Origin of the sequence: Rhodopseudomonas palustris, assembly GCF_013415845.1 — a bacterium.
Lineage (GTDB): Bacteria > Pseudomonadota > Alphaproteobacteria > Rhizobiales > Xanthobacteraceae > Rhodopseudomonas > Rhodopseudomonas palustris_F.
The window spans coordinates 3,235,128-3,257,841 of sequence record NZ_CP058907.1; the positions used below are offsets into that span (position 1 = coordinate 3,235,128).

General features: G+C 64.5%; 23 protein-coding genes and 1 tRNA gene. 3 read left to right on the forward strand and 21 right to left on the reverse strand.

The features are described from left to right. Positions 1 to 409: 409 nt before the first annotated feature. From HZF03_RS14800 to HZF03_RS14895, 20 genes are read right to left on the reverse strand one after another with little or no spacing between them, the layout of a single operon-like run. Positions 410 to 691, reverse strand: coding sequence for a DUF1467 family protein (locus tag HZF03_RS14800; protein ID WP_011158482.1), 282 nt, complete (start codon positions 689 to 691; stop codon positions 410 to 412). 3 nt (positions 692 to 694) lie between these two features. Then, the gene (gene mce, locus HZF03_RS14805) at positions 695 to 1,099 is read right to left on the reverse strand and encodes a methylmalonyl-CoA epimerase (RefSeq protein WP_119018667.1); all 405 of its coding nucleotides are present in this window, start codon (positions 1,097 to 1,099) and stop codon (positions 695 to 697) included. 41 nt (positions 1,100 to 1,140) lie between these two features. Beyond that, positions 1,141 to 2,811 carry a ribonuclease J gene (locus HZF03_RS14810; protein WP_119018668.1) on the reverse strand — a complete coding sequence of 557 codons (1,671 nt, stop codon included), beginning with the start codon at positions 2,809 to 2,811 and terminating at the stop codon, positions 1,141 to 1,143. Continuing rightward, a complete protein-coding gene (locus HZF03_RS14815) occupies positions 2,811 to 3,617 on the reverse strand; it encodes a biotin--[acetyl-CoA-carboxylase] ligase (RefSeq protein ID WP_119018669.1) in 807 nt (268 codons plus the stop codon). Before HZF03_RS14815 ends, HZF03_RS14810 begins: the two co-directional genes overlap by 1 nt. After that, positions 3,618 to 5,057: an NADH-quinone oxidoreductase subunit NuoN gene (gene nuoN, locus HZF03_RS14820; protein ID WP_011158486.1), complete on the reverse strand. Its 1,440-nt coding sequence runs from the start codon at positions 5,055 to 5,057 to the stop codon at positions 3,618 to 3,620. A gap of 19 nt (positions 5,058 to 5,076) precedes the next feature. Further along, complete coding sequence (locus HZF03_RS14825) at positions 5,077 to 6,594, reverse strand: NADH-quinone oxidoreductase subunit M (RefSeq protein WP_165858129.1); 1,518 nt, start codon at positions 6,592 to 6,594, stop codon at positions 5,077 to 5,079. Continuing rightward, the gene (gene nuoL / locus HZF03_RS14830) at positions 6,595 to 8,688 is read right to left on the reverse strand and encodes an NADH-quinone oxidoreductase subunit L (protein ID WP_119018670.1); all 2,094 of its coding nucleotides are present in this window, start codon (positions 8,686 to 8,688) and stop codon (positions 6,595 to 6,597) included. Between the two features lie 59 nt (positions 8,689 to 8,747). Further along, positions 8,748 to 9,059 carry an NADH-quinone oxidoreductase subunit NuoK gene (gene nuoK / locus HZF03_RS14835; RefSeq protein WP_011158489.1) on the reverse strand — a complete coding sequence of 104 codons (312 nt, stop codon included), beginning with the start codon at positions 9,057 to 9,059 and terminating at the stop codon, positions 8,748 to 8,750. Then, positions 9,056 to 9,694, reverse strand: coding sequence for an NADH-quinone oxidoreductase subunit J (locus HZF03_RS14840; protein ID WP_011158490.1), 639 nt, complete (start codon positions 9,692 to 9,694; stop codon positions 9,056 to 9,058). The genes nuoK and HZF03_RS14840 overlap by 4 nt, the downstream gene beginning before the upstream one ends. Positions 9,695 to 9,703: 9 nt before the next feature. Continuing rightward, entirely contained in the window at positions 9,704 to 10,192 is a 489-nt protein-coding gene (gene nuoI, locus HZF03_RS14845) for an NADH-quinone oxidoreductase subunit NuoI (protein WP_011158491.1), read from the reverse strand. Positions 10,193 to 10,199: 7 nt separating this feature from the next. Next, positions 10,200 to 11,225, reverse strand: coding sequence for an NADH-quinone oxidoreductase subunit NuoH (nuoH, locus tag HZF03_RS14850; protein ID WP_012496375.1), 1,026 nt, complete (start codon positions 11,223 to 11,225; stop codon positions 10,200 to 10,202). Between the two features lie 9 nt (positions 11,226 to 11,234). Beyond that, complete coding sequence (nuoG, locus tag HZF03_RS14855; RefSeq protein WP_119018671.1) at positions 11,235 to 13,310, reverse strand: NADH-quinone oxidoreductase subunit NuoG; 2,076 nt, start codon at positions 13,308 to 13,310, stop codon at positions 11,235 to 11,237. Positions 13,311 to 13,315: 5 nt separating this feature from the next. Further along, the gene (gene nuoF, locus HZF03_RS14860; protein ID WP_011158494.1) at positions 13,316 to 14,641 is read right to left on the reverse strand and encodes an NADH-quinone oxidoreductase subunit NuoF; all 1,326 of its coding nucleotides are present in this window, start codon (positions 14,639 to 14,641) and stop codon (positions 13,316 to 13,318) included. A gap of 18 nt (positions 14,642 to 14,659) precedes the next feature. After that, positions 14,660 to 14,875 (reverse strand): hypothetical protein, encoded by a 216-nt coding sequence (locus HZF03_RS14865; RefSeq protein WP_011158495.1) that lies wholly within the window; start codon positions 14,873 to 14,875, stop codon positions 14,660 to 14,662. Further along, a complete protein-coding gene (nuoE, locus tag HZF03_RS14870; RefSeq protein ID WP_011158496.1) occupies positions 14,872 to 15,621 on the reverse strand; it encodes an NADH-quinone oxidoreductase subunit NuoE in 750 nt (249 codons plus the stop codon). The genes HZF03_RS14865 and nuoE overlap by 4 nt, the downstream gene beginning before the upstream one ends. Before the next feature lie 2 nt (positions 15,622 to 15,623). Beyond that, complete coding sequence (locus HZF03_RS14875) at positions 15,624 to 16,595, reverse strand: FkbM family methyltransferase (protein ID WP_119018672.1); 972 nt, start codon at positions 16,593 to 16,595, stop codon at positions 15,624 to 15,626. Then, positions 16,592 to 17,800 carry an NADH-quinone oxidoreductase subunit D gene (locus HZF03_RS14880; RefSeq protein ID WP_012496378.1) on the reverse strand — a complete coding sequence of 403 codons (1,209 nt, stop codon included), beginning with the start codon at positions 17,798 to 17,800 and terminating at the stop codon, positions 16,592 to 16,594. Before HZF03_RS14880 ends, HZF03_RS14875 begins: the two co-directional genes overlap by 4 nt. A 51-nt stretch (positions 17,801 to 17,851) precedes the next feature. Next, positions 17,852 to 18,466: an NADH-quinone oxidoreductase subunit C gene (locus HZF03_RS14885; RefSeq protein ID WP_011158499.1), complete on the reverse strand. Its 615-nt coding sequence runs from the start codon at positions 18,464 to 18,466 to the stop codon at positions 17,852 to 17,854. 13 nt (positions 18,467 to 18,479) lie between these two features. Further along, a complete protein-coding gene (locus HZF03_RS14890; protein WP_375164813.1) occupies positions 18,480 to 19,097 on the reverse strand; it encodes a NuoB/complex I 20 kDa subunit family protein in 618 nt (205 codons plus the stop codon). Then, on the reverse strand, positions 19,088 to 19,453 hold the full coding sequence (locus HZF03_RS14895) for an NADH-quinone oxidoreductase subunit A (RefSeq protein ID WP_011158501.1): 366 nt from the start codon (positions 19,451 to 19,453) through the stop codon (positions 19,088 to 19,090). Before HZF03_RS14895 ends, HZF03_RS14890 begins: the two co-directional genes overlap by 10 nt. A 312-nt stretch (positions 19,454 to 19,765) precedes the next feature. Between HZF03_RS14895 and HZF03_RS14900 the strand changes: the two genes are divergently transcribed. Continuing rightward, on the forward strand, positions 19,766 to 19,960 hold the full coding sequence (locus HZF03_RS14900) for a hypothetical protein (RefSeq protein WP_012496379.1): 195 nt from the start codon (positions 19,766 to 19,768) through the stop codon (positions 19,958 to 19,960). 481 nt (positions 19,961 to 20,441) lie between these two features. On the opposite strand, the gene HZF03_RS14905 is transcribed toward HZF03_RS14900, so the two are convergent. After that, a tRNA-Asp gene (locus tag HZF03_RS14905) sits at positions 20,442 to 20,518 on the reverse strand. A gap of 250 nt (positions 20,519 to 20,768) precedes the next feature. Here HZF03_RS14905 and HZF03_RS14910 point away from each other — a divergent pair. Continuing rightward, complete coding sequence (locus tag HZF03_RS14910; protein ID WP_011158502.1) at positions 20,769 to 21,080, forward strand: HU family DNA-binding protein; 312 nt, start codon at positions 20,769 to 20,771, stop codon at positions 21,078 to 21,080. A 252-nt stretch (positions 21,081 to 21,332) separates the two neighbouring features. After that, entirely contained in the window at positions 21,333 to 22,631 is a 1,299-nt protein-coding gene (gene pepT, locus HZF03_RS14915; protein WP_420853819.1) for a peptidase T, read from the forward strand. Positions 22,632 to 22,714: the final 83 nt, after the last annotated feature.

Consider the following 22,714-nt stretch of genomic DNA (forward strand, 5'->3'; position numbering starts at 1 on the left):
GTGGTCCAAGTCTCGGGAGGAACCCTGACGTTCACAAACGAACGTCGCCCGGCCAACTAATACAAACAACTATTCGGGAAAATTATAGGGTCGACAAGTTTTTCAGCAGGGCGCCGCGCCCTGCTTTTTCTTTTTAAGCACCATTTCGGCACTATTTTTCATTCGACGAATCGCTAGACGGCCATGTCGTCCGCAGGCGAATCCACCCCAACGCCATTTGCAGAGTGAGTCGCGTGCGCGGCTTAGCAGTCGCCTCGATCATGCCGCGCAGGCATCGATCTCATCAGGCCGTGCAACAGCAAAGACACCGGCCGAGAAGAAGCGAGGCAATATCGGCTGCGTAAGTTGGGATCATTGGCCGTTCGTTGAACAGCCCGGCCGCATGCGGCGATTCGTACGGCGCTGGCCGCTACAGCGGCAGATGCATCAGCTTGGCGAGACGATCGATGCCGAGCCAGCCGGAGCGATACGCATACAGCGCGATCGCGAAGATCACCGCCGAGATCAGCGTGGTCCACAGCGCCTTGCGCGCCAGCAGCGTCGCCACCGGGGCGCCGGGATCGGTGCCGGGAGTGGCCCCCTCACCTTCGCTCTCGGCGTGACTGCGCACGCCGAACGGCAACGTCACGAACAACACGATCCACCATAAGACGAAGTAGATCGCGAGCAGCCCGGCGACGGTGGAAACCATCGATCAGGCTTGTTCGATCTCGACCAACGCGCCGGAGAAATCCTTCGGATGGAAGAACAGCACCGGCTTGCCGTGCGCGCCGATCTTCGGATTGCCGTCGCCGAGCACCCGCGCGCCTTCCTTGGTCAGGCGGTCGCGCGCTTCGATGATGTCCGGCACTTCGTAGCAGACGTGGTGAATGCCGCCGTCGGCGTTGCGCTCGAGAAACTTGGCGATCGGCGAGGCTTCGCCGAGCGGCTGGATGAACTCGATCTTGGTGTTCGGCAGGGTGACGAACACGGTGATGACGCCGTGCTCCGGCAGCGGCACCGCTTCCGAGATCGCCGCGTCGAAGCCGGCGCCGTAGACATTGGCGGCCTGCACCGCATCCTTCACCGCGATCGCCACGTGGTTGAGCCGCCCGAGCATGGTCACCCTCTTTCGTTGTCGTGTTCTTGTTGGTGTTTATCTCAAACCGTCAGCACGTGCACCGTGCACAAAGGTTTCTTGCCCCATTCCGCCTGGACGATCGAGCGGACCGTGCGTCGCACCGATTCCGCGACGGCGTCCGGATCGCGCCGCCGCGCCCGCGGCAGCCCCTCGACGGTGGAGACGACGGCATCGAACACGATGTCTTCGAGCGGTTCGCCAGCGGTGTTGTTCTCCGGCATGCCGACCAGATCGACCTCCGGGTCGTCAGCAAGTTCGCCGGTCTCGGTCAGCGCCAGCGCCACGAAGGCGCAGCCGGCAAACGCCATCTTGCGGCGCTCGACGACGGCGCGCGAGGTGTCCTGCTCGAGGATGGTGCCGTCCTTGTACAGCCGGCCCGACGGCAGCTGATCGATCACCGCCGGATCGCCCGGCCCGAGACGGATCAGGTTGCCGTTGCGGCAAGTCATCACCTTGGGCACGCCCATCTGCCGCGCCAGCTTGGCGTGTTCGTTGAGATGCAGCGCCTCGCCGTGCACCGGGATCAGCAGCTGCGGCCGCACCCAGGAGATCATCTCGCGCAGTTCGTCGCGGCGCGGATGGCCGGAGACGTGGACGAGATGATCACGATCGGTGATCACCTCGATGCCCTGCGTCACCAGTCCGTTGATGATGCTGCCGACCGCCTTCTCGTTGCCCGGAATGGTGCGCGACGAGAAGATCACGCAGTCGCCCTTGTTGAGGGTGATCTCGGGATGATCGTCCTTGGCGATCCGCGCCAGCGCGGCGCGCGGCTCGCCCTGGCTGCCGGTGCACAGCGCCAGCACCTTGTCGGGCGGGAAATGCCCGTAATATTCGGGCCCGCGGAAGCTCTGCACCCCATCGAGATGCCCGGTCTCACGCGCGACCTGCGCGACGCGGTCCATCGCGCGCCCGACCAGAACCACTTCGCGCCCGGCCGCCTTCGCCGCATCGGCGACCGCGCGGATGCGGCCGACATTGGATGCGAAGGTCGTCACCGCGACGCGGCCCTTGGCGGATTTGATCAGGCCGGCGAGCGAGACCGCGACTTCGGCCTCCGACGGCGAGCGGCCGTCACGCACTGCGTTAGTGGAGTCGCCGATCAGCGCCAGCACGCCTTCGTCGCCGAGCTGACGCAGCCGCGCCTCGTCGGTCGGCGGGCCGACCACAGGCGTCGGATCGATCTTCCAATCGCCGGTGTGCAGCACGGTGCCGACCGAGGTGCGGATCGCCAGCGCATGGCTTTCCGGAATCGAATGCGCCACCGGGATGAACTCGACGCTGAACGGGCCGAGATCGATCGTGCCGCCCGACGGCACTTCGGTGATCGGGATCTTCAGCGTGGTGCGTTCGGCCGCCAGCTTGGCGGCGAACAGCGATGCGCTGAACTTGGTGGCGTAGATCGGGCAGCCGAGCTTCGGCCACAGATCGATGATCGCGCCGAAATGGTCCTCGTGGGCGTGCGTCAGCACCAGCCCGACCAGGTTCTTCTTCTCTTTTTCGAGAAAGCGGACGTCCGGCATGATCAGATCAATGCCGGGCAGATGCTCCTCGTCGCCGAACGACACGCCGAGGTCGACCGCCAGCCAGCTCCGCTGATGGCGATTGCCAAGGCCATAGATCGACAGGTTCATGCCGATCTCGCCGACGCCGCCGAGCGGCGCAAATGTAAACTCGTCCGGACGCGCCATCACGCCGCTCCCATTGATGCGACGCCCTTGAAATACACGTCACCGGCCGAAACCGGCACCCTTCTTCCGTCGGTGGTGCGCACAATCAGACAGCCGGTGTCGTCGATGCTGTCGAACACGCCCTCGAGCGCGCTGTCGCCGGACCGGATCGACACCGCTTCGCCAAGGCCGGCGGCGCGCTCCAGCCAGCGTCGGCGAATCTGCGGAAAGCCGCGGCCGTTGTCCCAGATTCCACGCAGCTCGGTCCAGGCGTCGGACAGCGCCGCGAACAGATCCTCAGCGGTCACCGAGATGCCGAGGTCGTGCAGCGAGACCGCCGGATACGGCGTATCGGTCGGCGCCGCAATGACGTTGGTTCCGATGCCGACCACCACAGCGAGGCGATCGCCGACGTTCTCGGCTTCGAGCAGAATGCCGGCGAGCTTCTTGCCCGACGCCAGCACGTCGTTCGGCCATTTCAGCCGGAAACCGAAATCGGTGCCCGAGCGCGCCCGCGCTTCCAGGCTGACCTGCTGCAGCGCGGCTTCGAGCGCAAGCCCGGCCGCGAAGCCGAGCGTCGCCGCAGTGCCGGGCGGCACCCGCATCACTTCGAGAACGCTGCTGGCCAGATTGCCGCGCGGCGCGATCCAGGCGCGCTGGCGGCGGCCGCGGCCGGCGGTCTGCTCGGTGGTGACGAACCACATCGGCCCCGCCTCGCCTGCCCGCGCGCTGGTCAGCGCTTCGGCATTGGTCGAGCCCGTGGAATCGAAAGCGGCGAGCTTATAGCCCGCCGCTGCCGCCTTTGATCCGAGATGCAGCGCCGTCATTCAGAACAGCGACTTGGCTGCCGCTGTTGCTGCGTTCACCAGCGGCGCCGGGTAAACGAAGAACAGCATGTTGAACAGACCGGCGACCATCAGGACGCCGCGCAGCTCCGGCCGCACCGGATCGACACCCGGGGCCGGCTCGTCGAAGTACATCACCTTGACGATGGCCAGATAGTAGTAGGCGCCCACCACGCTGGTGACGACGCCGATCACCGCCAGCACGAACATGCCGGCCTTGATCGCGGCCATGAACACGTAAAACTTGGCGAAGAAGCCGGCCAGCGGCGGAATGCCTGCGAACGAGAACAACAGCATGGCGAAGAAGAACGCCAGCGGCGGATTGGTGCGCGACAGGCCGGCGAAGTCGCTGATGTTCTCCACATGCATGCCGTTGCGACGCATCGCCAGGATCACCGCGAACGCGCCCAGCGTCATCGCAACATAGATCGAGATGTAGACGATCACGCCCTGCGCGCCTTCGACCGTGCCGGCCGACAGACCGACCAGCGCGAAGCCGATATTTGCGATCGCCGAATACGCCATCAGGCGCTTGATGTTCTTCTGGCCAATCGCCGCGAACGAGCCGAGCGCCATCGAGGCGATCGCCACGAAAATCACGATCTGCTGCCACTGCGGCGCAATGCTCGGGAAAGCGGTCAGCGTGACGCGGGTGAAGATCGCGATGCCCGCCACCTTCGGCGCCGAGGCGAAGAACGCGGTGACCGGGGTCGGCGCGCCTTCGTAGACGTCCGGCGTCCACATGTGGAACGGCACCGCCGAGACCTTGAAGCACAGGCCGGCGAGCAGGAACACGAGGCCGAACACCAGGCCGACATTGCCGTCCTTGGCCGCAGCGGCAATGCCCGAGAACTGCACCGTGCCGGTGAAGCCGTAGATCAGCGAGGCGCCGTACAGCAGCATGCCGGACGACAGCGCACCGAGCACGAAGTACTTCATGCCGGCTTCGTTCGACTTGGCATCCTGACGGTTGCTGGCCGCGACCACGTAGAGCGCAAGGCTCATCAGTTCGAGACCGAGATACAGCATGATCAGGTCGCCGGCCGAGATCAGCAACAGCATGCCGGCGGACGACAGCAGCACCAGGATGGCGTATTCGAACATCCGGCGCGACGGGTCGGTCAGCACTTCGAGCGATAGGATCAGCGTCACGGCCGAACCGATCAGCGCCAGCACCTTCAGGAAGCGGGCGAAGTCGTCGACGATGAAGCTGCCGCCGAAGGTGACCAGCTTGCCGGCCGGCAGCGCGAACAGCTCCAGCGCGCCGGTGGCGAGCAGCAGCAGGATCGCCAGCACCGTGACGGTGCCGGTGGCCTTCGGCCCGCGATACGCGCCGAGCATCAGGAGCAGCATCGCCCCTACCACCAGAACCAGTTCCGGCAGGATCGGAAGCAGCGGGTAACCGGCTGTTTCAAAGTTCATCTGGATCAGTCCTTGCCGGTCACGGCAGCGCCGCTGCCTTCACGGCAGTCACGGCGGCGGCGTAGTTGTTGACGAGTTGCTGAACGGAGGCGGCCGACATGTCGAGCACCGGCTTCGGATAGAAGCCGAACAGGATCGTCAGCACCAGCAGCGGCGCCATCATCAGGCCCTCGCGCCAGGTCAGATCCTTGATGCTGGCGAGAGCCGGCTTGGTCATCGCGCCGAACACCACCTTGCGATACAGCCACAGCGCGTAGCCGGCCGACAGGATCACGCCGGTGGTCGCCAGCGTCGCGGTCGGGATGTTGACGCGGAAGGTGCCAAGCAGCGTCAGGAATTCACCGACGAAGCCGGAGGTGCCAGGCAGGCCGACATTGGCCATGGTGAACACCATGAACACCAGCGCGTACAGCGGCATCCGGTTGACCAGGCCGCCATAGGCGGCGATCTCGCGGGTGTGCATCCGGTCGTAGACGACGCCGACGCAGAGGAACAGCGCGCCCGACACGATGCCGTGGCTGACCATCTGGAACACCGCGCCGGCGACGCCCTGGGTGGTGCCGGCGAAGATGCCCATGGTGACGAAGCCCATATGCGCCACCGAGGAGTACGCAATCAGCTTCTTGATGTCCTCCTGCATCAGAGCGACCAGCGAAGTGTAGATGATCGCGATCACCGACAGGGTGTAGATCAGCGGCGCGAAATACGCCGAGGCATCGGGGAACATCGGCAGCGAGAACCGCAGGAAGCCATAGCCGCCCATCTTCAGCAGGATCGCGGCGAGCACGACCGAGCCCGCCGTCGGCGCTTCGACGTGGGCGTCCGGCAGCCAGGTGTGTACCGGCCACATCGGCATCTTCACCGCGAAGGAAGCGAAGAACGCCAGCCACGCCCAGGTCTGCAGACCGCCCGGGACCGAGGTGCGCATCAGAGTCGGAATGTCGGTGGTCCCGGCGTTCCAGTACAGCGCCATGATCGCCAGCAGCATCAGCACCGAGCCGAGCAGCGTGTACAGGAAGAACTTGAACGACGCGTACACCCGGCGCGGACCGCCCCAGACGCCGATGATCAGGAACATCGGGATCAGGCCGCCTTCGAAGAACAGATAGAACAGTACCAGATCCAGCGCCGAGAAGGTGCCGATCATCAGCGTTTCGAGGATCAGGAACGCGATCATGTATTCGCGCACCCGCACCGTCACCGAGCGCCAGCTCGCGATGATGCAGAACGGCATGATCGCGGTGGTCAGGATCACCAGCGGCAGCGAAATGCCGTCGAGACCCATGTGATAAGTGATGGTGTTGCCGAGCCAGGGCGCCTTTTCGACGAACTGGAAGCCCGGGTTGGCCGGATCGAAGTGCCAGACCAGCAGCAGCGACACCGCGAAGGTGATCAGCGTGGTCCACAGCGAGATCCAGCGGGCGTTACGCCGCGCCGCCTCGTCCTCGCCACGGGCGAGATAGACCAGTGCCGCGCCGAGCACCGGCAGGAACGTAACGACCGACAGCACCGGCCAGGTCATGATCGAAGCCGACATTTACCGGCCCCCCAAGCCGAGGATGAACCAGGTGATCAGACCGGCCACGCCGATCAGCATCGCGAATGCGTAGTGGTAGAGGTAGCCGGTCTGCATCCGGACCACCCCGCGGGTGACGTCGAGCACCCGGGCGGAGATGCCGTCGGGACCGAAGCCGTCGATCAGCAGGCCATCGCCCTTCTTCCAGAGCTGGCGGCCGATCCACTTCGCCGGACGCACGAAGATGATCTCGTACAACTCGTCGAAGTACCACTTGTTGAGCAGGAACTGGTAGAGCAGCCGATGCTGGCTGGCGAGCTCCATCGGGATATCCGGGCGCCGGATGTAGAAGAACCAGGACACCAGGAAGCCCACCACCATCATCACCGTCGGCAGCAGCGCGATCCAGGCCGGGATGTGGTGCATCTCCTCGATGATGTGCGGGTGCATCTTCAGCGACGAGCGGAAGAACTCCTCGATGCCGTGGCCGGCGAACAGCTCCTTGAACGGATAGCCGGCCGCGAGCGCACCGAAGGCGAGCACGAACAGCGGGATCGTCATCACCAGCGGGCTTTCATGCGCCGCCTCGTAGTGCTTCCGATCGTGCGGCTCGCCGTGGAAGGTCTTGAACACCAGGCGCCACGAATAGAACGAGGTCAGCAGCGCGGCGACCACGGTCATCAGGAAGCCATAGAACGCCAGCGGGTTCTTCGAGACGAACGCCGCCTCGATGATCGCGTCCTTGGAGAAGTAGCCGGCGGTCAGCGGGAAGCCGGTCAGCGCCAGGGTGCCGATCAGCATCACGCCATAGGTGAACGGGATGCGGTCCTTCAGGCCACCCATGTTGCGGATGTCCTGCTCGTGATGCATCGCGTGGATCACCGAGCCGGCGCCCAAGAACAGCAGCGCCTTGAAGAACGCGTGCGTGAACAGGTGGAACATGCCAACCGAGTAAGCGCCCGCCCCCATCGCCACGAACATGTAGCCGAGCTGCGAACAGGTCGAATACGCCACGATCCGCTTGATGTCGTTCTGGACCAGACCAATCGTCGCCGCGAAGAACGCGGTGGTGGCGCCGAAGAACATCACCACGGCCTGGGCATTCGGGGCGAGTTCGAACAGCGGCGACATCCGCGCCACCATGAACACGCCAGCGGTGACCATGGTCGCGGCGTGGATCAGCGCCGACACCGGGGTCGGGCCTTCCATCGCATCCGGCAGCCAGGTGTGCAGCAGGAACTGCGCCGACTTACCCATCGCGCCCATGAACAGCATCAGGCAGGCCAGCGTCAGGGCGTCGGCGTGCCAGCCGAAGAAGTTGATGGTCTTACCGGTGAGGCCCGGCGCGGCCGAGAAGATGGTGTCGAAATCGGTCGAGCCGACCAGCACGAAGATCGTGAAGATGCCGAGCAGGAAGCCGAAGTCGCCAACGCGGTTGACCACGAAGGCCTTGATGGCGGCTGCGTTGGCGGACGGCTTCTGGTACCAGAACCCGATCAGCAGATAGCTCGCCAGACCGACGCCTTCCCAGCCGAAGAACAGCTGCAGCAGGTTGTCGGCGGTCACCAGCATCAGCATCGCGAAGGTGAACAGAGACAGATAGCCGAAGAACCGCGGCCGATGCGGATCCTCGTGCATGTAACCGATCGAATACAGGTGCACGAGCGACGACACCGTCGTCACCACCACCAGCATCACGGCGGTCAGCGTGTCGACGCGCAGCGCCCAGGCGACCTGCAGCTCGCCGGAATTGATCCACGGCAACAACGCAACGCGTGAATCGTGGTGCATGAAGCCGACTTCGACCAGCGTCACCCAGGACAGCGCGCAGGAGATCAGCAGCAGCGTCGTGGTGACGATCTCGGCGAGACGCGAGCCGGCCGCGGCCGGCTCGACCGGGCCGTGGGCGTGATCGTCATGAGCGTGATCATCATGACCATGCGCGGCATGCGCGTGAGCGTCGTGGCCGTGCCCAGCGTGGTCATGACCATGACCGTGATCGTCGTGATGTTCGACGGTGTCGCCGCTCGGGTTGCGGGCATGAGCGCCCACCAGCGCAATGACGGCGGCGATCAGCGCGCCGACAAGCGGCAGGAATACGATAGCCTGGATCATGCGCGCGCCTTCAGCCTCCGGACGATGCCGTCAATCCGCGATCGATTGCCGATCATGCCCTAGCCCTTCATCAAGTTGATATCTTGCACCGCGATGGTGCCGCGGTTGCGGAAGAACACCACCAGCACCGCCAGGCCGATCGCGGCCTCCGCGGCTGCGACGGTGAGCACCAGCAGCGCGAAAACCTGCCCGACGATGTCGTTCAGGTAGATCGAGAACGCCACCAGGTTGATGTTGACGGCGAGCAGCATGAGCTCGATCGACATCAGGATGATGATGACGTTCTTGCGGTTCAGGAAGATGCCGAGTGTGCCGAGGGTGAACAGCACCGCGGCGACCGACAGGAAATGGCCAAGCCCGATCTCGTTCATCGCACCCACTCCCCGGCATCGTTGTCGGACAGGCCCTGCCCCGTCTTGACGTGGCGGATCGCCATCGCCGTTTCCTTGGAGCGGGCGTTCTGCGCGGCGATATCCTGCCGCTTGACCTTCTTCTTGTGCCGCAGCGTCAGCACGATCGCGCCGACCATCGCCACCAGCAGCACCATGCCCGACACCTGGAAGTAGTGGATGTAGCGGGTGTAGAGCACGAGGCCGAGCGCCTCGGTGTTGGACACGCCGGTCGGGATCGGCGAGGTCACCGCTTTGGTGACGGTCGGGCTGATCACCCAGCCGCCGGCCAGCAGCAGCAGCTCGGCCAGGAAGATGAAGCCGATCAAGAGGCCGAACGGCAGATATTCGAGGAAGCCTTCGCGGAGCTGGCTGTAGTCGACGTCCAGCATCATGATCACGAACAGGAACAGCACCGCGACGGCGCCGACATAGACCACGATCAGGATCATCGCCAGGAATTCGGCCCCCATCAGCACGAACATGCCGGCGGCGTTGACGAACACCAGGATCAGGAACAACGCGGAGTGCACCGGGTTGCGGGCGACCACGACCATCACCGCGGCGGCGATCGCCACCCCGGCGTAGAGATAGAAGAACAGGACGGGCATCGACATGGCGTCAGCTCACCGGTACGGCGCGTCGAGGGAGATGGCCTTGGCGATTTCGCGTTCCCAGCGGTCGCCGTTGGCCAGCAGGCGGGCCTTGTCGTAGTACAATTCCTCGCGGGTCTCGGTGGCGAACTCGAAGTTCGGGCCCTCGACGATCGCGTCGACCGGGCACGCCTCCTGGCAGAACCCGCAATAGATGCACTTCACCATGTCGATGTCGTAGCGCACCGTGCGGCGGGTGCCGTCGTTGCGGCGCGGGCCGGCCTCGATGGTGATCGCCTGCGCGGGGCACACCGCCTCGCACAGCTTGCAGGCGATGCAGCGTTCCTCACCGTTGGGATAACGGCGCAGCGCGTGCTCGCCGCGGAACCGCGGTGAGATCGGGTTCTTCTCGAAAGGATAATTGATCGTCGGCTTCGGTTTGAAGAAGTAACGCATGGCGAGGAAAAACGCCGATACGAACTCGGTCAGAAGCAGCGAACGGGCGGTAGCGGTGACGTTCATCGAAGCCTCATTTCGGTGCCAGGCCGGCGAACTGCAGGACCGACGCCACGATCACCACCATCGCCAGCGACAGCGGCAGGAAGACCTTCCAGCCCAGCCGCATCAACTGGTCGTAGCGGTAGCGCGGCACGATCGCCTTCGCCATCGCGAACAGGAAGAACATGAACAGCAGCTTCAGCGAGAACCAGACGATGCCGGGCACCCAGGTGAAGGGTGCGTAAGGCACCGGCGGCAACCATCCGCCGAGGAACAGGATCGTGCCCATCGCGCACATCGTGACGATCGCCACGTATTCGCCGAGCATGAACAGCAGATACGGGGTCGACGAGTATTCGACCATGAAGCCGGCGACGAGTTCCGATTCCGCTTCGACGAGGTCGAACGGCGGGCGGTTGGTTTCGGCCAGCGCCGAGACGTAGAACACCACGAACATCGGGAAGAGCGGCAGCCAGTACCAGCCGAGCATGCCCCACTTGCCATCCTGCGCCTCGACGATTGCGGTCAGATTCAGCGAGCCGACGCAGAGCAGCACGCAGATCACTACGAAACCGATCGAGACTTCGTAGGACACCATCTGCGCGGCCGAGCGCAGCGCGGCGAGGAACGGGTACTTCGAGTTCGACGACCAGCCCGCCATGATGATGCCGTACACCGACAGTGACGACACCGCGAGGATGTAGAGCACGCCGACATTGATGTCGGCGATCACCCAGCCGGCATTCACCGGGATCACCGCCCAGGCCGCGAGCGCCAGCACGCAGGTCACCAGCGGCGCCAGCAGGAACAGTCCCTTGTTGGCGCCGTCCGGAATGGTCGGTTCCTTGAGGACGAACTTCAGCAAGTCGGCGAACGACTGCAGCAAACCCCACGGTCCGACCACGTTCGGGCCGCGCCGGATCTGCACCGCCGCCCAGATCTTGCGGTCGGCGAGCAGGATGTAGGCGATCGCGATCAGGAGGATGACCAACAGCAGCACGCTCTGCCCGATCACCACGAGCAGCGGCCACAGGTTGGTCGCGAAGAATTCTGCCATGGGTCCCGCCTACTCCGCCGCCGTCAGCAATTGCCCCGACGCCAGGCGGGAGCATTCCGCCATCACCGCGGATGCCCGCGCGATCGGGTTGGTCATGTAGAAATCGGCGATCACCGGCTTGAACGGCGTCTTCTCGACGCTGCCGCCGGCGCTCGCCAGCTTGCGCAGATCGGCCGGATCGCCGGCCTCGATTTGATCGACCCGCATCAGATGCGGCACCTCGGCGAACAGCGCCTTGCGCAGCGCCGCCAGCGAGTCGTAGGGCAGCTTGGCGCCCAGCGCTTCGGACAGCGCCCGCAGGATCGCCCAGTCCTCACGCGCATCGCCCGGCGGGAACGACGCCCGGCCCGCGATCTGCACGCGGCCCTCGGTGTTGACGTAGATGCCGGACTTCTCGGTGTAGGCGGCGCCCGGCAGGATCACGTCGGCACGGTGTGCGCCGCGATCGCCGTGGGTGCCGATGTAAACCACGAACGCGCCGTCCGGCAGCTTGACCTCGTCGGCGCCGAGCGAGAACAGCACGTCGACGCCGCCGGCGGTCGCCATCTCCGCTGCGCCCAGCCCGCCCATTCCCGGCACGAAGCCGATGTCAAGCGCGCCGACGCTGGAGGCCGCCGGATGCAGCACCGCAAAGCCGTTCCAGCCGTCATCGAGCGCACCGACGTCGGCGGCGAGCTTGGCCGCCAGCGACAGGATCGCCGCGCCGTCGCGACGTGCGGTCGCCGCCGCGCCGACCAGGATGATCGGGCGCTTGGCGTTCTTCAGCGTCTCGGCGAAGCCGAGCTTGCCGGCGATCAGATCGTTCAGCGTGTCGGTGCCGGCGCCGAGATAGTCGTAGTGATAGGTCAGCTCGGCCTGGTCGCCGATCACGCCGATCGGCATGCCGCTGGCCCGCCAGCGCTTGCGGATGCGGGCGTTGAGGATCGCCGCCTCTTTGCGCGGATCGGAGCCGATGATCAGCACCGCGTCGGCCTGCTCGATGCCGACGATGCCCGGATTGAAGATGTAGCTGGCGCGGCCGGCCTTCGGATCAAACGCCGCAACGTTCTGCGCCGCAACGTTGGTCGAGCCGAGCTTGGCGAGCAGCTGCTTCAACGCAAACATCTCTTCGACCGCGGCGAGATCGCCGGCGATCGCACCGATCTTCTTGGCCGGCGTGCCGTCGAGCTTGGCCTTGATCGCGGCGAATGCCTGCTGCCAGCTCGCCGGCTTCAGCTTGCCGCCCTCGCGAACGTACGGCCGATCGAGCCGCTGGGTGCGCAGGCCGTCGACGACGTGGCGGGTCTTGTCGGAGATCCACTCCTCGTTGATCGCCTCGTTGACGCGCGGCAGGATGCGCATCACTTCGCGGCCGCGGGTGTCGACGCGGATCGCCGAACCGACGCCGTCCATCACGTCGACCGATTGGGTCTTGCCGAGTTCCCAAGGCCGCGCCGCGAAGGCGTACGGCTTGGACGTCAGCGCGCCGACCGGGCAGATGTCGACCAGGTTGCCCTGCAGCTCCGAAGTCAGCGCCCGTTCGAGATAGGTGGTGATCTCCATGTCCTCGCCGCGGCCGATCGCACCCATTTCGGGCACGCCGCAGATTTCCGCCGCGAAGCGCACGCAGCGGGTGCACTGGATGCAGCGGGTCATCGAGGTCTTGACCAGCACGCCGAGATACTTGTCCTCGACCGCGCGCTTGTTCTCGGCGAACCGGCTCTGATCGACGCCGTAGCCCATCGCCTGGTCCTGCAGGTCGCACTCGCCGCCCTGATCGCAGATCGGGCAGTCGAGCGGATGGTTGATCAGCAGGAACTCCATCACGCCTTCGCGTGCCTTCTTGACCATCGGAGATTTGGTCGAGATCTCCGGCGGCTCGCCGTTCGGACCCGGGCGACAGTCGCGCACGCCCCAGGCGCAGCTCGCCACCGGCTTCGGCGTGCCCTTCAGCTCGACCAGACACATCCGGCAGTTGCCGGCGATCGACAGCCGCTCGTGGTAACAGAACCGCGGAATTTCGGCGCCGGCGGACTCACAGGCCTGCAGCAGCGTGTACTCCGGCGGAACTTCGACTTCCTTGCCGTCGACGATGATCTTGATCATGGCAGTCACTCCGCCGCTTGCATGTGCGCCGGATCGAGCACGCCCTGATCGTCGAGCGTGGCCTTGCGCGAGAAGTCGTCGATACGGCGCTCGATCTCGGGGCGGAAGGCGCGGATCAGGCCCTGGATCGGCCAGGCCGCGGCATCGCCGAGCGCGCAGATGGTGTGGCCTTCGACCTGCTTGGTCACTTCCAGCAGCATGTCGATTTCGCGCTTATGGGCGCGGCCTTCGACCATGCGGTCGAGTACGCGCCACATCCAGCCGGTGCCTTCGCGGCACGGCGTGCACTGGCCGCAGCTTTCGTGCTTGAAGAAGTAGCTGATCCGCGCGATCGCGGCGACGACGTCGGTCGACTTGTCCATCACGATCACGCCGGCGGTGCCGAAGCTCGACTTCACCGCGCGGGTGCCGTCGAAGTCCATGATCAGCTCTTCGCAATCCGCCGCCGGGATCAGCGGGCACGACGCGCCGCCGGGGATGATCGCCAGCAGATTGTCCCAGCCGCCACGAATGCCGCCGCCGTGCTTCTCGATCAGCTCGCGGAACGGAATGCTCATCGCCTCTTCGACGACGCAGGGCGTGTTGACGTGGCCGGAGATGCCGTAAAGCTTGGTCCCAACGTTGTTGGCCCGGCCGATCGAGGAGAACCACGCTGCGCCGCGGCGCAGGATGTCCGGGGCGACCGCGATCGACTCGACGTTGTTGACCGTGGTCGGGCAGCCGAACAGACCGACGTTCGCCGGGAACGGCGGCTTCAGCCGCGGCTGGCCCTTCTTGCCTTCGAGGCTTTCGAGCAGCGCGGTTTCTTCACCGCAGATGTAGGCGCCGGCGCCGTGAGCGACGTAGAGGTCGAACGGATAGCCGTGAACGTTGTCCTTGCCGATCAGCTTGGCCTCATAGGCCTGGTCGATCGCCGCCTGCAGCCGCTCGCGCTCGCGGATGAACTCGCCGCGGACGTAGATGTAGCCGGTGTGGGCCCCCATCGCGCAGCCCGCGAGCAGACAGCCTTCGACCAGCGTGTGCGGGTCGTGGCGCATGATCTCGCGGTCTTTGCAGGTGCCGGGCTCGGACTCGTCGGCATTGACGACGAGATAGCTCGGCCGGCCGTCGGCATTGTCCTTCGGCATGAAAGACCACTTCAGGCCGGTCGGGAAGCCGGCGCCGCCGCGGCCGCGCAGGCCCGACGCCTTCATCTCGTTGATGATCCAGTCGCGGCCCTTGTCGATGATCGCCTTGGTACCTTCCCACCCGCCACGACGGCGTGCGCCCTTCAGCGTCCAGTCGTCGAGACCGTACAGGTTCCGGAAGATGCGGTCCTTGTCGTCCAGCATGGCTTGCGGCGTTCCCTGTCAGCGTTTCGATTGCATGTAAGCGAGCCCGATAGCGCATCCCCCGAAGGTCAGCGCCCAGATCACGCTCGATTGGAGTGTTGCACCGAGCGCGTAGCGCTGCAGTAGAAATATGAACGCTGCTGCGGCGATGCCGTGCAGCAGGATGTAAACAGGAGTCGGCATGGCTCTCGCGCTTTCCGCGACGGCGCGCCCCGCCGGGGCGATCGTCGTCATGGCGGGTTCTTCTCGGTGGCGTCGGCCGCAGGCGGCTTGGGCGCCGGGCGCTCTTGGACGTTGGCAGCCGCCCCCGCCCGCTTCGCGTCATTGTCGGTCAGGGCCGGCCCATTGGAGTCGACCGGCGATACGTTGATACCACCCGACTTCAACGTGGTCGGGCCGGTCATCGGTGCCGCGTGCTGGCGGCCGTTCTGCGGACCCGGCGTCGGCGGATTGCCGCTGGCAAAGCCGTCCAGCACCTTGTTCAGCGTCTCCGGCGTCAGATCCTCGTAGGTATCCTTCCAGATCTGCACCATCGGCGCGTTCACGCAGGCGCCGGCGCACTCGACCTCCTCCCAGGAGAAGTCGCCGTCGGCGGACAGATGGAACGGGTCGTGATGGATCCGGTTCTTGCAGACTTCGATCAGCTCCCCGGCGCCGCGCAGCCGGCACGGCGTGGTGCCGCAGACCTGGACGTGGGCTTTCTTGCCGACCGGGTTGAGCTGGAACATCGTGTAGAAGGTCGCCACTTCCAACGCGCGGATGTGCGGCATCTGCAGCATGTCGGCGACGGTGCGGATCGCCGCTTCCGGCAGCCAACCGCCGCACTGCTCCTGCGCCCGCCACATGATCGCGATCACCGCCGAGAACTGCCGGCCCGGCGGATACTTCGTGATTTCCTTCTGCGCCCAGGCAAGATTTTCCGCGGTGAACGCGAAGCTCTCGGGTTGCAGCTCTTTCGGTGCCAGTCGACGAACGGACATGCTCAGTTTCTCGCCGAGCGCTGCGCCACGCTCGCATTCAGGTGTTGGATCCGGGCCTGCCAGAACGCGCTTGCGGTTCCGACGACGTTGTAGCCGACATTCGACGCGACCTTGATCCGGTCGAGAATGCCGAGATCGACCACGGCCTCGTAGCGATTGCTTTGCGGGTCGTACACGACCAGCTTCAGCGGGGTGTGTTCGAGGATGTAGCGCGACACCTTGTGATCGCGGTCGCTGCCGTGCTCTTCGCACAGGATCGCAGTGTCTTCGGCGAGCAGCCGCTCGCCGCCGCGGATCGCGTCGATCTCGACACCCTCGACGTCGAGCTTGACGATGTACTTGCCGCCAAGCGGCAGATGGCCGTCATCGATCAGATCGTCGAGACGGATCACCGGCACGTCCTCGCCGTCGACGCCGGGCTTGCCGGCGATGCTGAACGCTTCGTGCTTGGTGCCCGACAGCTTGGCGGTGCCGCGCGCGGCGCCGACCGCGCACTTCATCACCGAGAACCGGTTGCCGTTGACCCTCGCATTATGCGTCAGGCGGGCGAAGTTCTGGCTCGACGGCTCGATCGCCAGGGTGCGATGCGCACCGAAGGGCGCGCTCGATACCAGGACCGACCAGTAGCCGTAATTCGCGCCGCAATCGATCAGCGTGTAGTCAACGTCGGCGGCGTCGCGGAACAGCAGGTCCAGCTCGATCTCGTAATCATAATCGCGCTGCAGCAGCTTGCTCCAATAGCCGTCGCCGTAGGGAAACACGAAGGTCGCGTCGGGATTGAGCTTGATCGCGATGTCGCGCTCCGGCAGCGCCTTGCGCATCAAATTCGCCGCCGCGTTGTAGCCGCGATACGAGAACGTCGACGACACCCGCGCGCCCATCACCAGCGCGCACGCCGCAGCGCGCTCGAGGGCACCGGCGCCCTCGAGAGCGCCGGTGGCGCGGTCAAACTGGATGGGCTCGGGCACGTTCACCGATCGACCTCTCCGAACACGATGTCGAGCGAACCGAGGATCGCCGAGACGTCGGCGAGCAGATGGCCGCGGCTGAGGAAGTCCATCGCCTGCAGATGGGCGAAGCCAGGCGCACGGATCTTGCACTTGTAAGGCTTGTTGCTGCCGTCGGACACCAGGTACACGCCGAACTCGCCCTTCGGCGCCTCGACCGCGACATAGACTTCGCCGGCCGGGACGTGGAAGCCCTCGGTGTACAGCTTGAAGTGATGGATCAGCGCTTCCATCGAGCGCTTCATCTCGCCGCGGCGCGGCGGGAAGATCTTGTGGTCGTCGACCACAACCGGCCCCTGCCCGTCCGGCGCCCGCAGCTTGGCAATGCACTGCTTCATGATCCGAACCGACTGCCGCATCTCTTCCATGCGGATGTGGTATCGGTCGTAACAGTCGCCGTTCTTACCGATCGGAACTTCGAAATCGAGCTCGGCGTAGCATTCGTAGGGCTGCGACTTGCGCAGGTCCCAGGCCGCGCCGGAGCCGCGCACCATCACGCCGGAGAAGCCCCAGGACCACGCCTGATCGAGCGTCACCACGCCGATATCGACGTTACGTTGCTTGAAGATGCGGTTGTCGCTGAGCAGACGGTCGAGATCGTTCACCACCGCCGGGAATGCGTCACACCAGGCGTCGATGTCGTCGACAAGCTTCGGCGGCAGATCCTGATGCACACCGCCGACGCGGAAATACGCGGCGTGCATCCGGCTGCCGGAGGCGCGCTCGTAGAACATCATCAGCTTTTCGCGCTCTTCGAAGCCCCACAGCGGCGGGGTCAGCGCACCGACGTCCATCGCCTGCGTGGTGACGTTGAGCAGATGCGACAGGATGCGGCCGATCTCGGCATACAGCACGCGGATCAGTTGGGCGCGGCGCGGCACCGCGATCCCGAGCAGCTTTTCCACCGCCAGGCAGAAGGCGTGTTCCTGGTTCATCGGCGCGACGTAATCGAGCCGATCGAAATACGGAATCGCCTGCAGATAGGTCTTCTGCTCGATCAGCTTCTCGGTGCCGCGATGCAGGAGGCCGATATGCGGATCGACCCGTTCGACCACCTCGCCGTCGAGCTCCAGCACCAGCCGGAGCACGCCGTGTGCCGCCGGATGCTGCGGACCGAAATTGATGGTGAAGTTGCGGACGCTGGCAGCGTCGGGAGCAGCAGCGTCAGCCATGGAGCGGGCTCCGCATCAAAGCGAGTAGCGAATTACGAACAGCGAACCGGATCACGACTTCACTCCCGCCTTCTCGTCTCCGGGAAGGACCGGATAGTCAGCCCCTTCCCAGGGCGATAGGAAGTCGAACTTACGGAACTCCTGATTGAGCCGCACCGGCTCGTAGATCACCCGCTTCTGGTCGTCGTCGTAGCGAACCTCGACGAAACCGGTCAGCGGAAAATCCTTGCGCAGCGGATGACCATCGAAACCATAATCAGTCAGCAGCCGGCGCATATCGGGATGACCGGTGATGACGATGCCGTAGAGGTCGTAGGCTTCGCGCTCGAACCAGTCGGCACCGGGAAACACCTCGATGATCGACGGCACCAGCGTGGTCTCGCCGACCTCGGCCTTCACCCGCACCCGCTCGTTCAGCTTGGGCGAAAGCAGGTGATAGACGATCTCGAACCGTTCCGCGCGGCCGGGATAGTCGACCGCGGTCATGTCGATGAAGCTGATGAAGCGGAAGCGCGGATCGTCGCGCAGCAGCCGCATCACCTCCACGATTTTGCCGGCATCGACCGTCAGCGTGAGCTGGCCGAATCCGACCGAGTGACCGGTCGCGATGCCCGGCAAGGCGCCGACGATCGTCTGACCCAGGGTGTCGAGCCCGTTGTCGTCCATGAAACAGCCTTCTTCAGCGTTCGATAGTGCCGGTCCGCCGGATTTTCTTCTGCAGCAGCATCACGCCGTACAGCAGCGCTTCGGCGGTGGGCGGACAGCCGGGCACATAGATGTCGATCGGAACGATGCGGTCGCAGCCGCGCACCACGGAATACGAATAGTGGTAGTAGCCGCCGCCGTTGGCACACGATCCCATCGAGATCACGTAGCGCGGCTCCGGCATCTGGTCGTAAACCTTGCGCAGCGCCGGGGCCATCTTGTTGGTCAGCGTGCCGGCGACGATCATCACGTCGGACTGACGCGGCGACGCACGCGGCGCGAAGCCGAAACGCTCGGCGTCGTAGCGCGGCATCGACAGCTGCATCATCTCGACGGCGCAGCAGGCGAGACCGAAGGTCATCCACATCAGTGAGCCGGTGCGCGCCCAGGTGATCAGGTCATCGGTCGCAGCGACGAAGAAGCCTTTGTCGGACAGTTCGCGGTTGACGTTGAGAAAGAACGGATCATCCGCCCCGACCGGCCTGCCGGTGTTGGGGTCGATGATGCCGGTAGCGGGCCGCGCGATCAGCGGCTGCGCGCCGACCGGATGTTGCGACGGCGTCGGCTGCATCGTCTCAGGCCTCAATCCCATTCCAGAGCGCCCTTCTTCCATTCGTAGGCGAAGCCGACGGTCAGGACGCCAAGGAATACCATCATCGACCAGAAGCCGGTCGCACCGAGCTTGCCGAAGGCCACCGCCCACGGAAACAGGAATGCGACTTCGAGGTCGAAGATGATGAACAGAATGGCGACAAGGTAGAATCTGACGTCGAATTTCATGCGGGCATCGCTGAAAGCATTGAATCCGCATTCATAGGCGGAGAGCTTTTCCGGGTCCGGTTGCTGATACGCCACCGCGAACGGCGCGACCAGCAAAACGAAGCTCAAACCAGCCGCAACGATGATAAAAACGACGATTGGCAGGTAGTTAGACAGAATGCCGCTCATCACCCGTTCCCTAACCCCGCGGCCTGTTGCGTTGCCGCAGACTCGTTCGCATTTGAATTGTTCTACCGCTTAGCGCAGTGCAACAGGGGGCGCAAGCCAAGCTGTGGCAAGACCGAGGTGGTCGGCATGCTTTCCAGGCCTACCAGCACGAATTCGTGAGTCATCATTCACAACCAAAGCTATCAACCACTCAGAAACCATACAGCCACCGCACGAAACCATTTTCGGAACCGGCGAAACTTTCCTGAAACACACGCAAGGCTATCGTCCGTTTGTCGACGCGGCAACAACAAGCGCCGCGGGGAGGCAGCGATGAACCACTCTTTGCATTCAGCGGATCGTGCGACCCACCTGAAGATCGTGGTGGTGGCTCTCGTTGCAGGTATTAGCGTAGCGGCTCTTGGGATCACAGCCCGAACCACCGCCGCTGACAGCCAGACGGCGCAGGTGATCAAGGCGACCAAACAGATGACGGTAACCGACTCTGGCCGCTCGACGGTGAGATAGCGACGCTTCTCCAACCGCGCATCAGCGGTAACAGAGGATTGAGAGGGCCGCCACTTTGGCGGCCTTTTGCATAGCTGATAGATGCAAACAGCAAGCACTCGCGACTCGTGCCTGCAATCAAGCGCAAGCGCCCTCACCTGCCTCGATCGGAATCGGCCGCTGCCTGGAGCGTGTTGCGAGGGAAACAGCGTCGGCGCTCTGCGACGCTCGCAACAGGCACCACGTCATGAGGCCACGCGAAGCACCGCCCCGCCCCACGCGCCGGCCGTCTTCTCATCCTTCGAGACGGCGGCGCGCCAGACCACTCGATAAGGTCAGCGCAGCTGGAAAGGCCCCTGCCGCCCAATCCATCGACGAAGCGCGCGAAGCTGCAGCGGCGCTGCGCACCCGGCAAAGCCGATTACGTGCGAACTGGCGAACTGTATGAAGCTTGAAGATGTTCGGGGAAGCTTGCGGCAGCGCCATACGCCCTTGGGCGAAGTGGCGCGAGAGACGGGGCTCGAACCCGCGACCTCCGGCGTGACAGGCCGGCGCTCTAACCAACTGAGCTACTCCCGCGTGGTTTTGCGTCAACCGCGCGTGGCGGTCGAATTAAAGGGACCGCAGACCCAAGTCAAGCGGCTTGAGGCAGAGATTCCCATTCTCGTGCACAACCTCCGCATTTATCCTTTAATGTCGGCATTTTTCGACACGCCAATGCAAATAATGCGCTGTTTACGGGGGAAACGACGTAGGCAGCGCCCACCCGAATCGTCTAAGCCCTGCTACGTCTTAGTTTCTAAGCCGCCACACACAGCAGGAGGGCTATATGGCGAAGAAAGCAGTTGCCAAATCCGCGACGCCGGCGACGGTGACCCTGAAGCATCTCGCAGCGGCGCTCGCGGAAGAGCACGAGCTGTCGAAGAAGCAGACCGAAGCCATTTTGGGCGACATGGTGACCCGCATCACCAAGCACCTGAAGAAGGGCGAGCGCATTCGCATCGTCGGCCTCGGCATCCTCCAGGTTCGCAAGCGCGCCGCCCGCATGGGCCGCAACCCGGCCACCGGCGAGCAGATCCAGATCAAGGCCTCCAAGAAGGTGGCGTTCCGCGCCGCCAAGGAACTCAAGGAAGCGATCTGATTCTGCTTCCAGAGCGTTTTTCAACGGCCGACTCGGTTGTCGGGGGTCGCGTGAAAAACGCTCGTCGCAGGAAGGCGCTGGAATGCGGGTCCTGACTCGGTCGGGATTAGAACTCCAGTTCAGATTGAAGAACGGCAGGCTTGGGCATCCGCCCCGCCTGCCGTTTCTTTTTGGCAACGCAGCACGCGTCCCAGCGGGTCGCGCGGCAGGTCAGGACCGGATATCAACAGCAATGCCGCGTGCCCGAAGCGCATGGTCCCGAGTTTGGGCGCTGCGAGCCTGCAAGGGAGTTCGGACGTGACCGCGATTAACTTCGACTTCACCGTGTTGGAGCGTTTTCTCCGCTACGTCACCATCGACACCCAATCGGACCCGCATTCCGAATCCTGCCCGTCCACAGAAAAGCAGAAGGACCTCGGCGCGCTGCTGGCGCAGGAGCTGCGCGAATTGGGCCTCGCCGACGCGCATCTCGACCAGCACGGCTACGTCTACGCGACGATTCCCGCGACCACCGAGAAACAGAACGTTCCGGTAATCTGCTTCTGTGCCCACATGGACACCTCGCCCGATTGTTCAGGAGCTGGCGTCAAACCGCAGGTCTGGAAGGACTATCAGGGCGGCGACATCGTCCTGCCGGGTGATAAGTCGCAGATGATTCGGCGCGCCGAGCACCCGGCGCTGTCGAATCAGATCAGCCACGACATCGTCACCAGCGACGGCACCACCCTGCTCGGCGCCGACAACAAAGCCGGCGTCGCCGAGATCATGGATGCGGCGCGGTTTCTGCTGGCGCACCCCGAGATCAAGCATGGCACGCTCAAGATCCTGTTCACCCCGGACGAAGAGATCGGCCGCGGTGTCGACAAGGTCGACCTCACCAAGCTCGGCGCCGATTTCGCCTACACCATGGACGGCGAAAGCGCCGGGCATATCGAGGATGAGACGTTCTCGGCCGACAGCGCGGTGATCACCATCGAGGGCGTCAGCGCCCATCCGGGATTCGCCAAGGGCAAGATCGAGCATGCCATCAAGATCGCTGCGGCGATCATCGAGCGGCTGCCCAAAACCGGCTGCTCGCCGGAGACCACCGAAGGACGCGAAGGCTTCCTGCATCCGATCGGAATCACCGGCACGCTGGAAAAGGCCAGCGTCAGCTTCATCGTCCGGGATTTCACAGAAGCCGGACTGAGGGACAAGGAAACGCTGCTGCAGAGCATCGTCGAAGAGGTGATGCTGGATTATCCGCGCTCGCGCGCCAAGATCGAGATCCAGCCGCAATATCGCAACATGAAGCAGGTGCTCGACCGCCATCCCGAGCTGGTCGAGAACGCCCGTGAAGCCATCCGCCGTGCCGGCCTCACGCCGGTCACCGCCGCGATCCGCGGCGGCACCGATGGCGCGCGGCTGTCGTTCATGGGCCTGCCCTGCCCCAACGTGTTCGCCGGCGAGCACGCCTTCCACTCCCGTCTGGAATGGGTCAGCCGCCAGGACATGGAGAAGGCGGTCGAGACCATCGTGCATCTGGCAACGATCTTCGAAGAGCAGGCGTAACGAGTGCATCGCGGCGCGCGGCCACACAGCACGATGGCGCGCATCGCCGCCGCGGTTTTGTCTCAATCGTTGGACCGCGATCC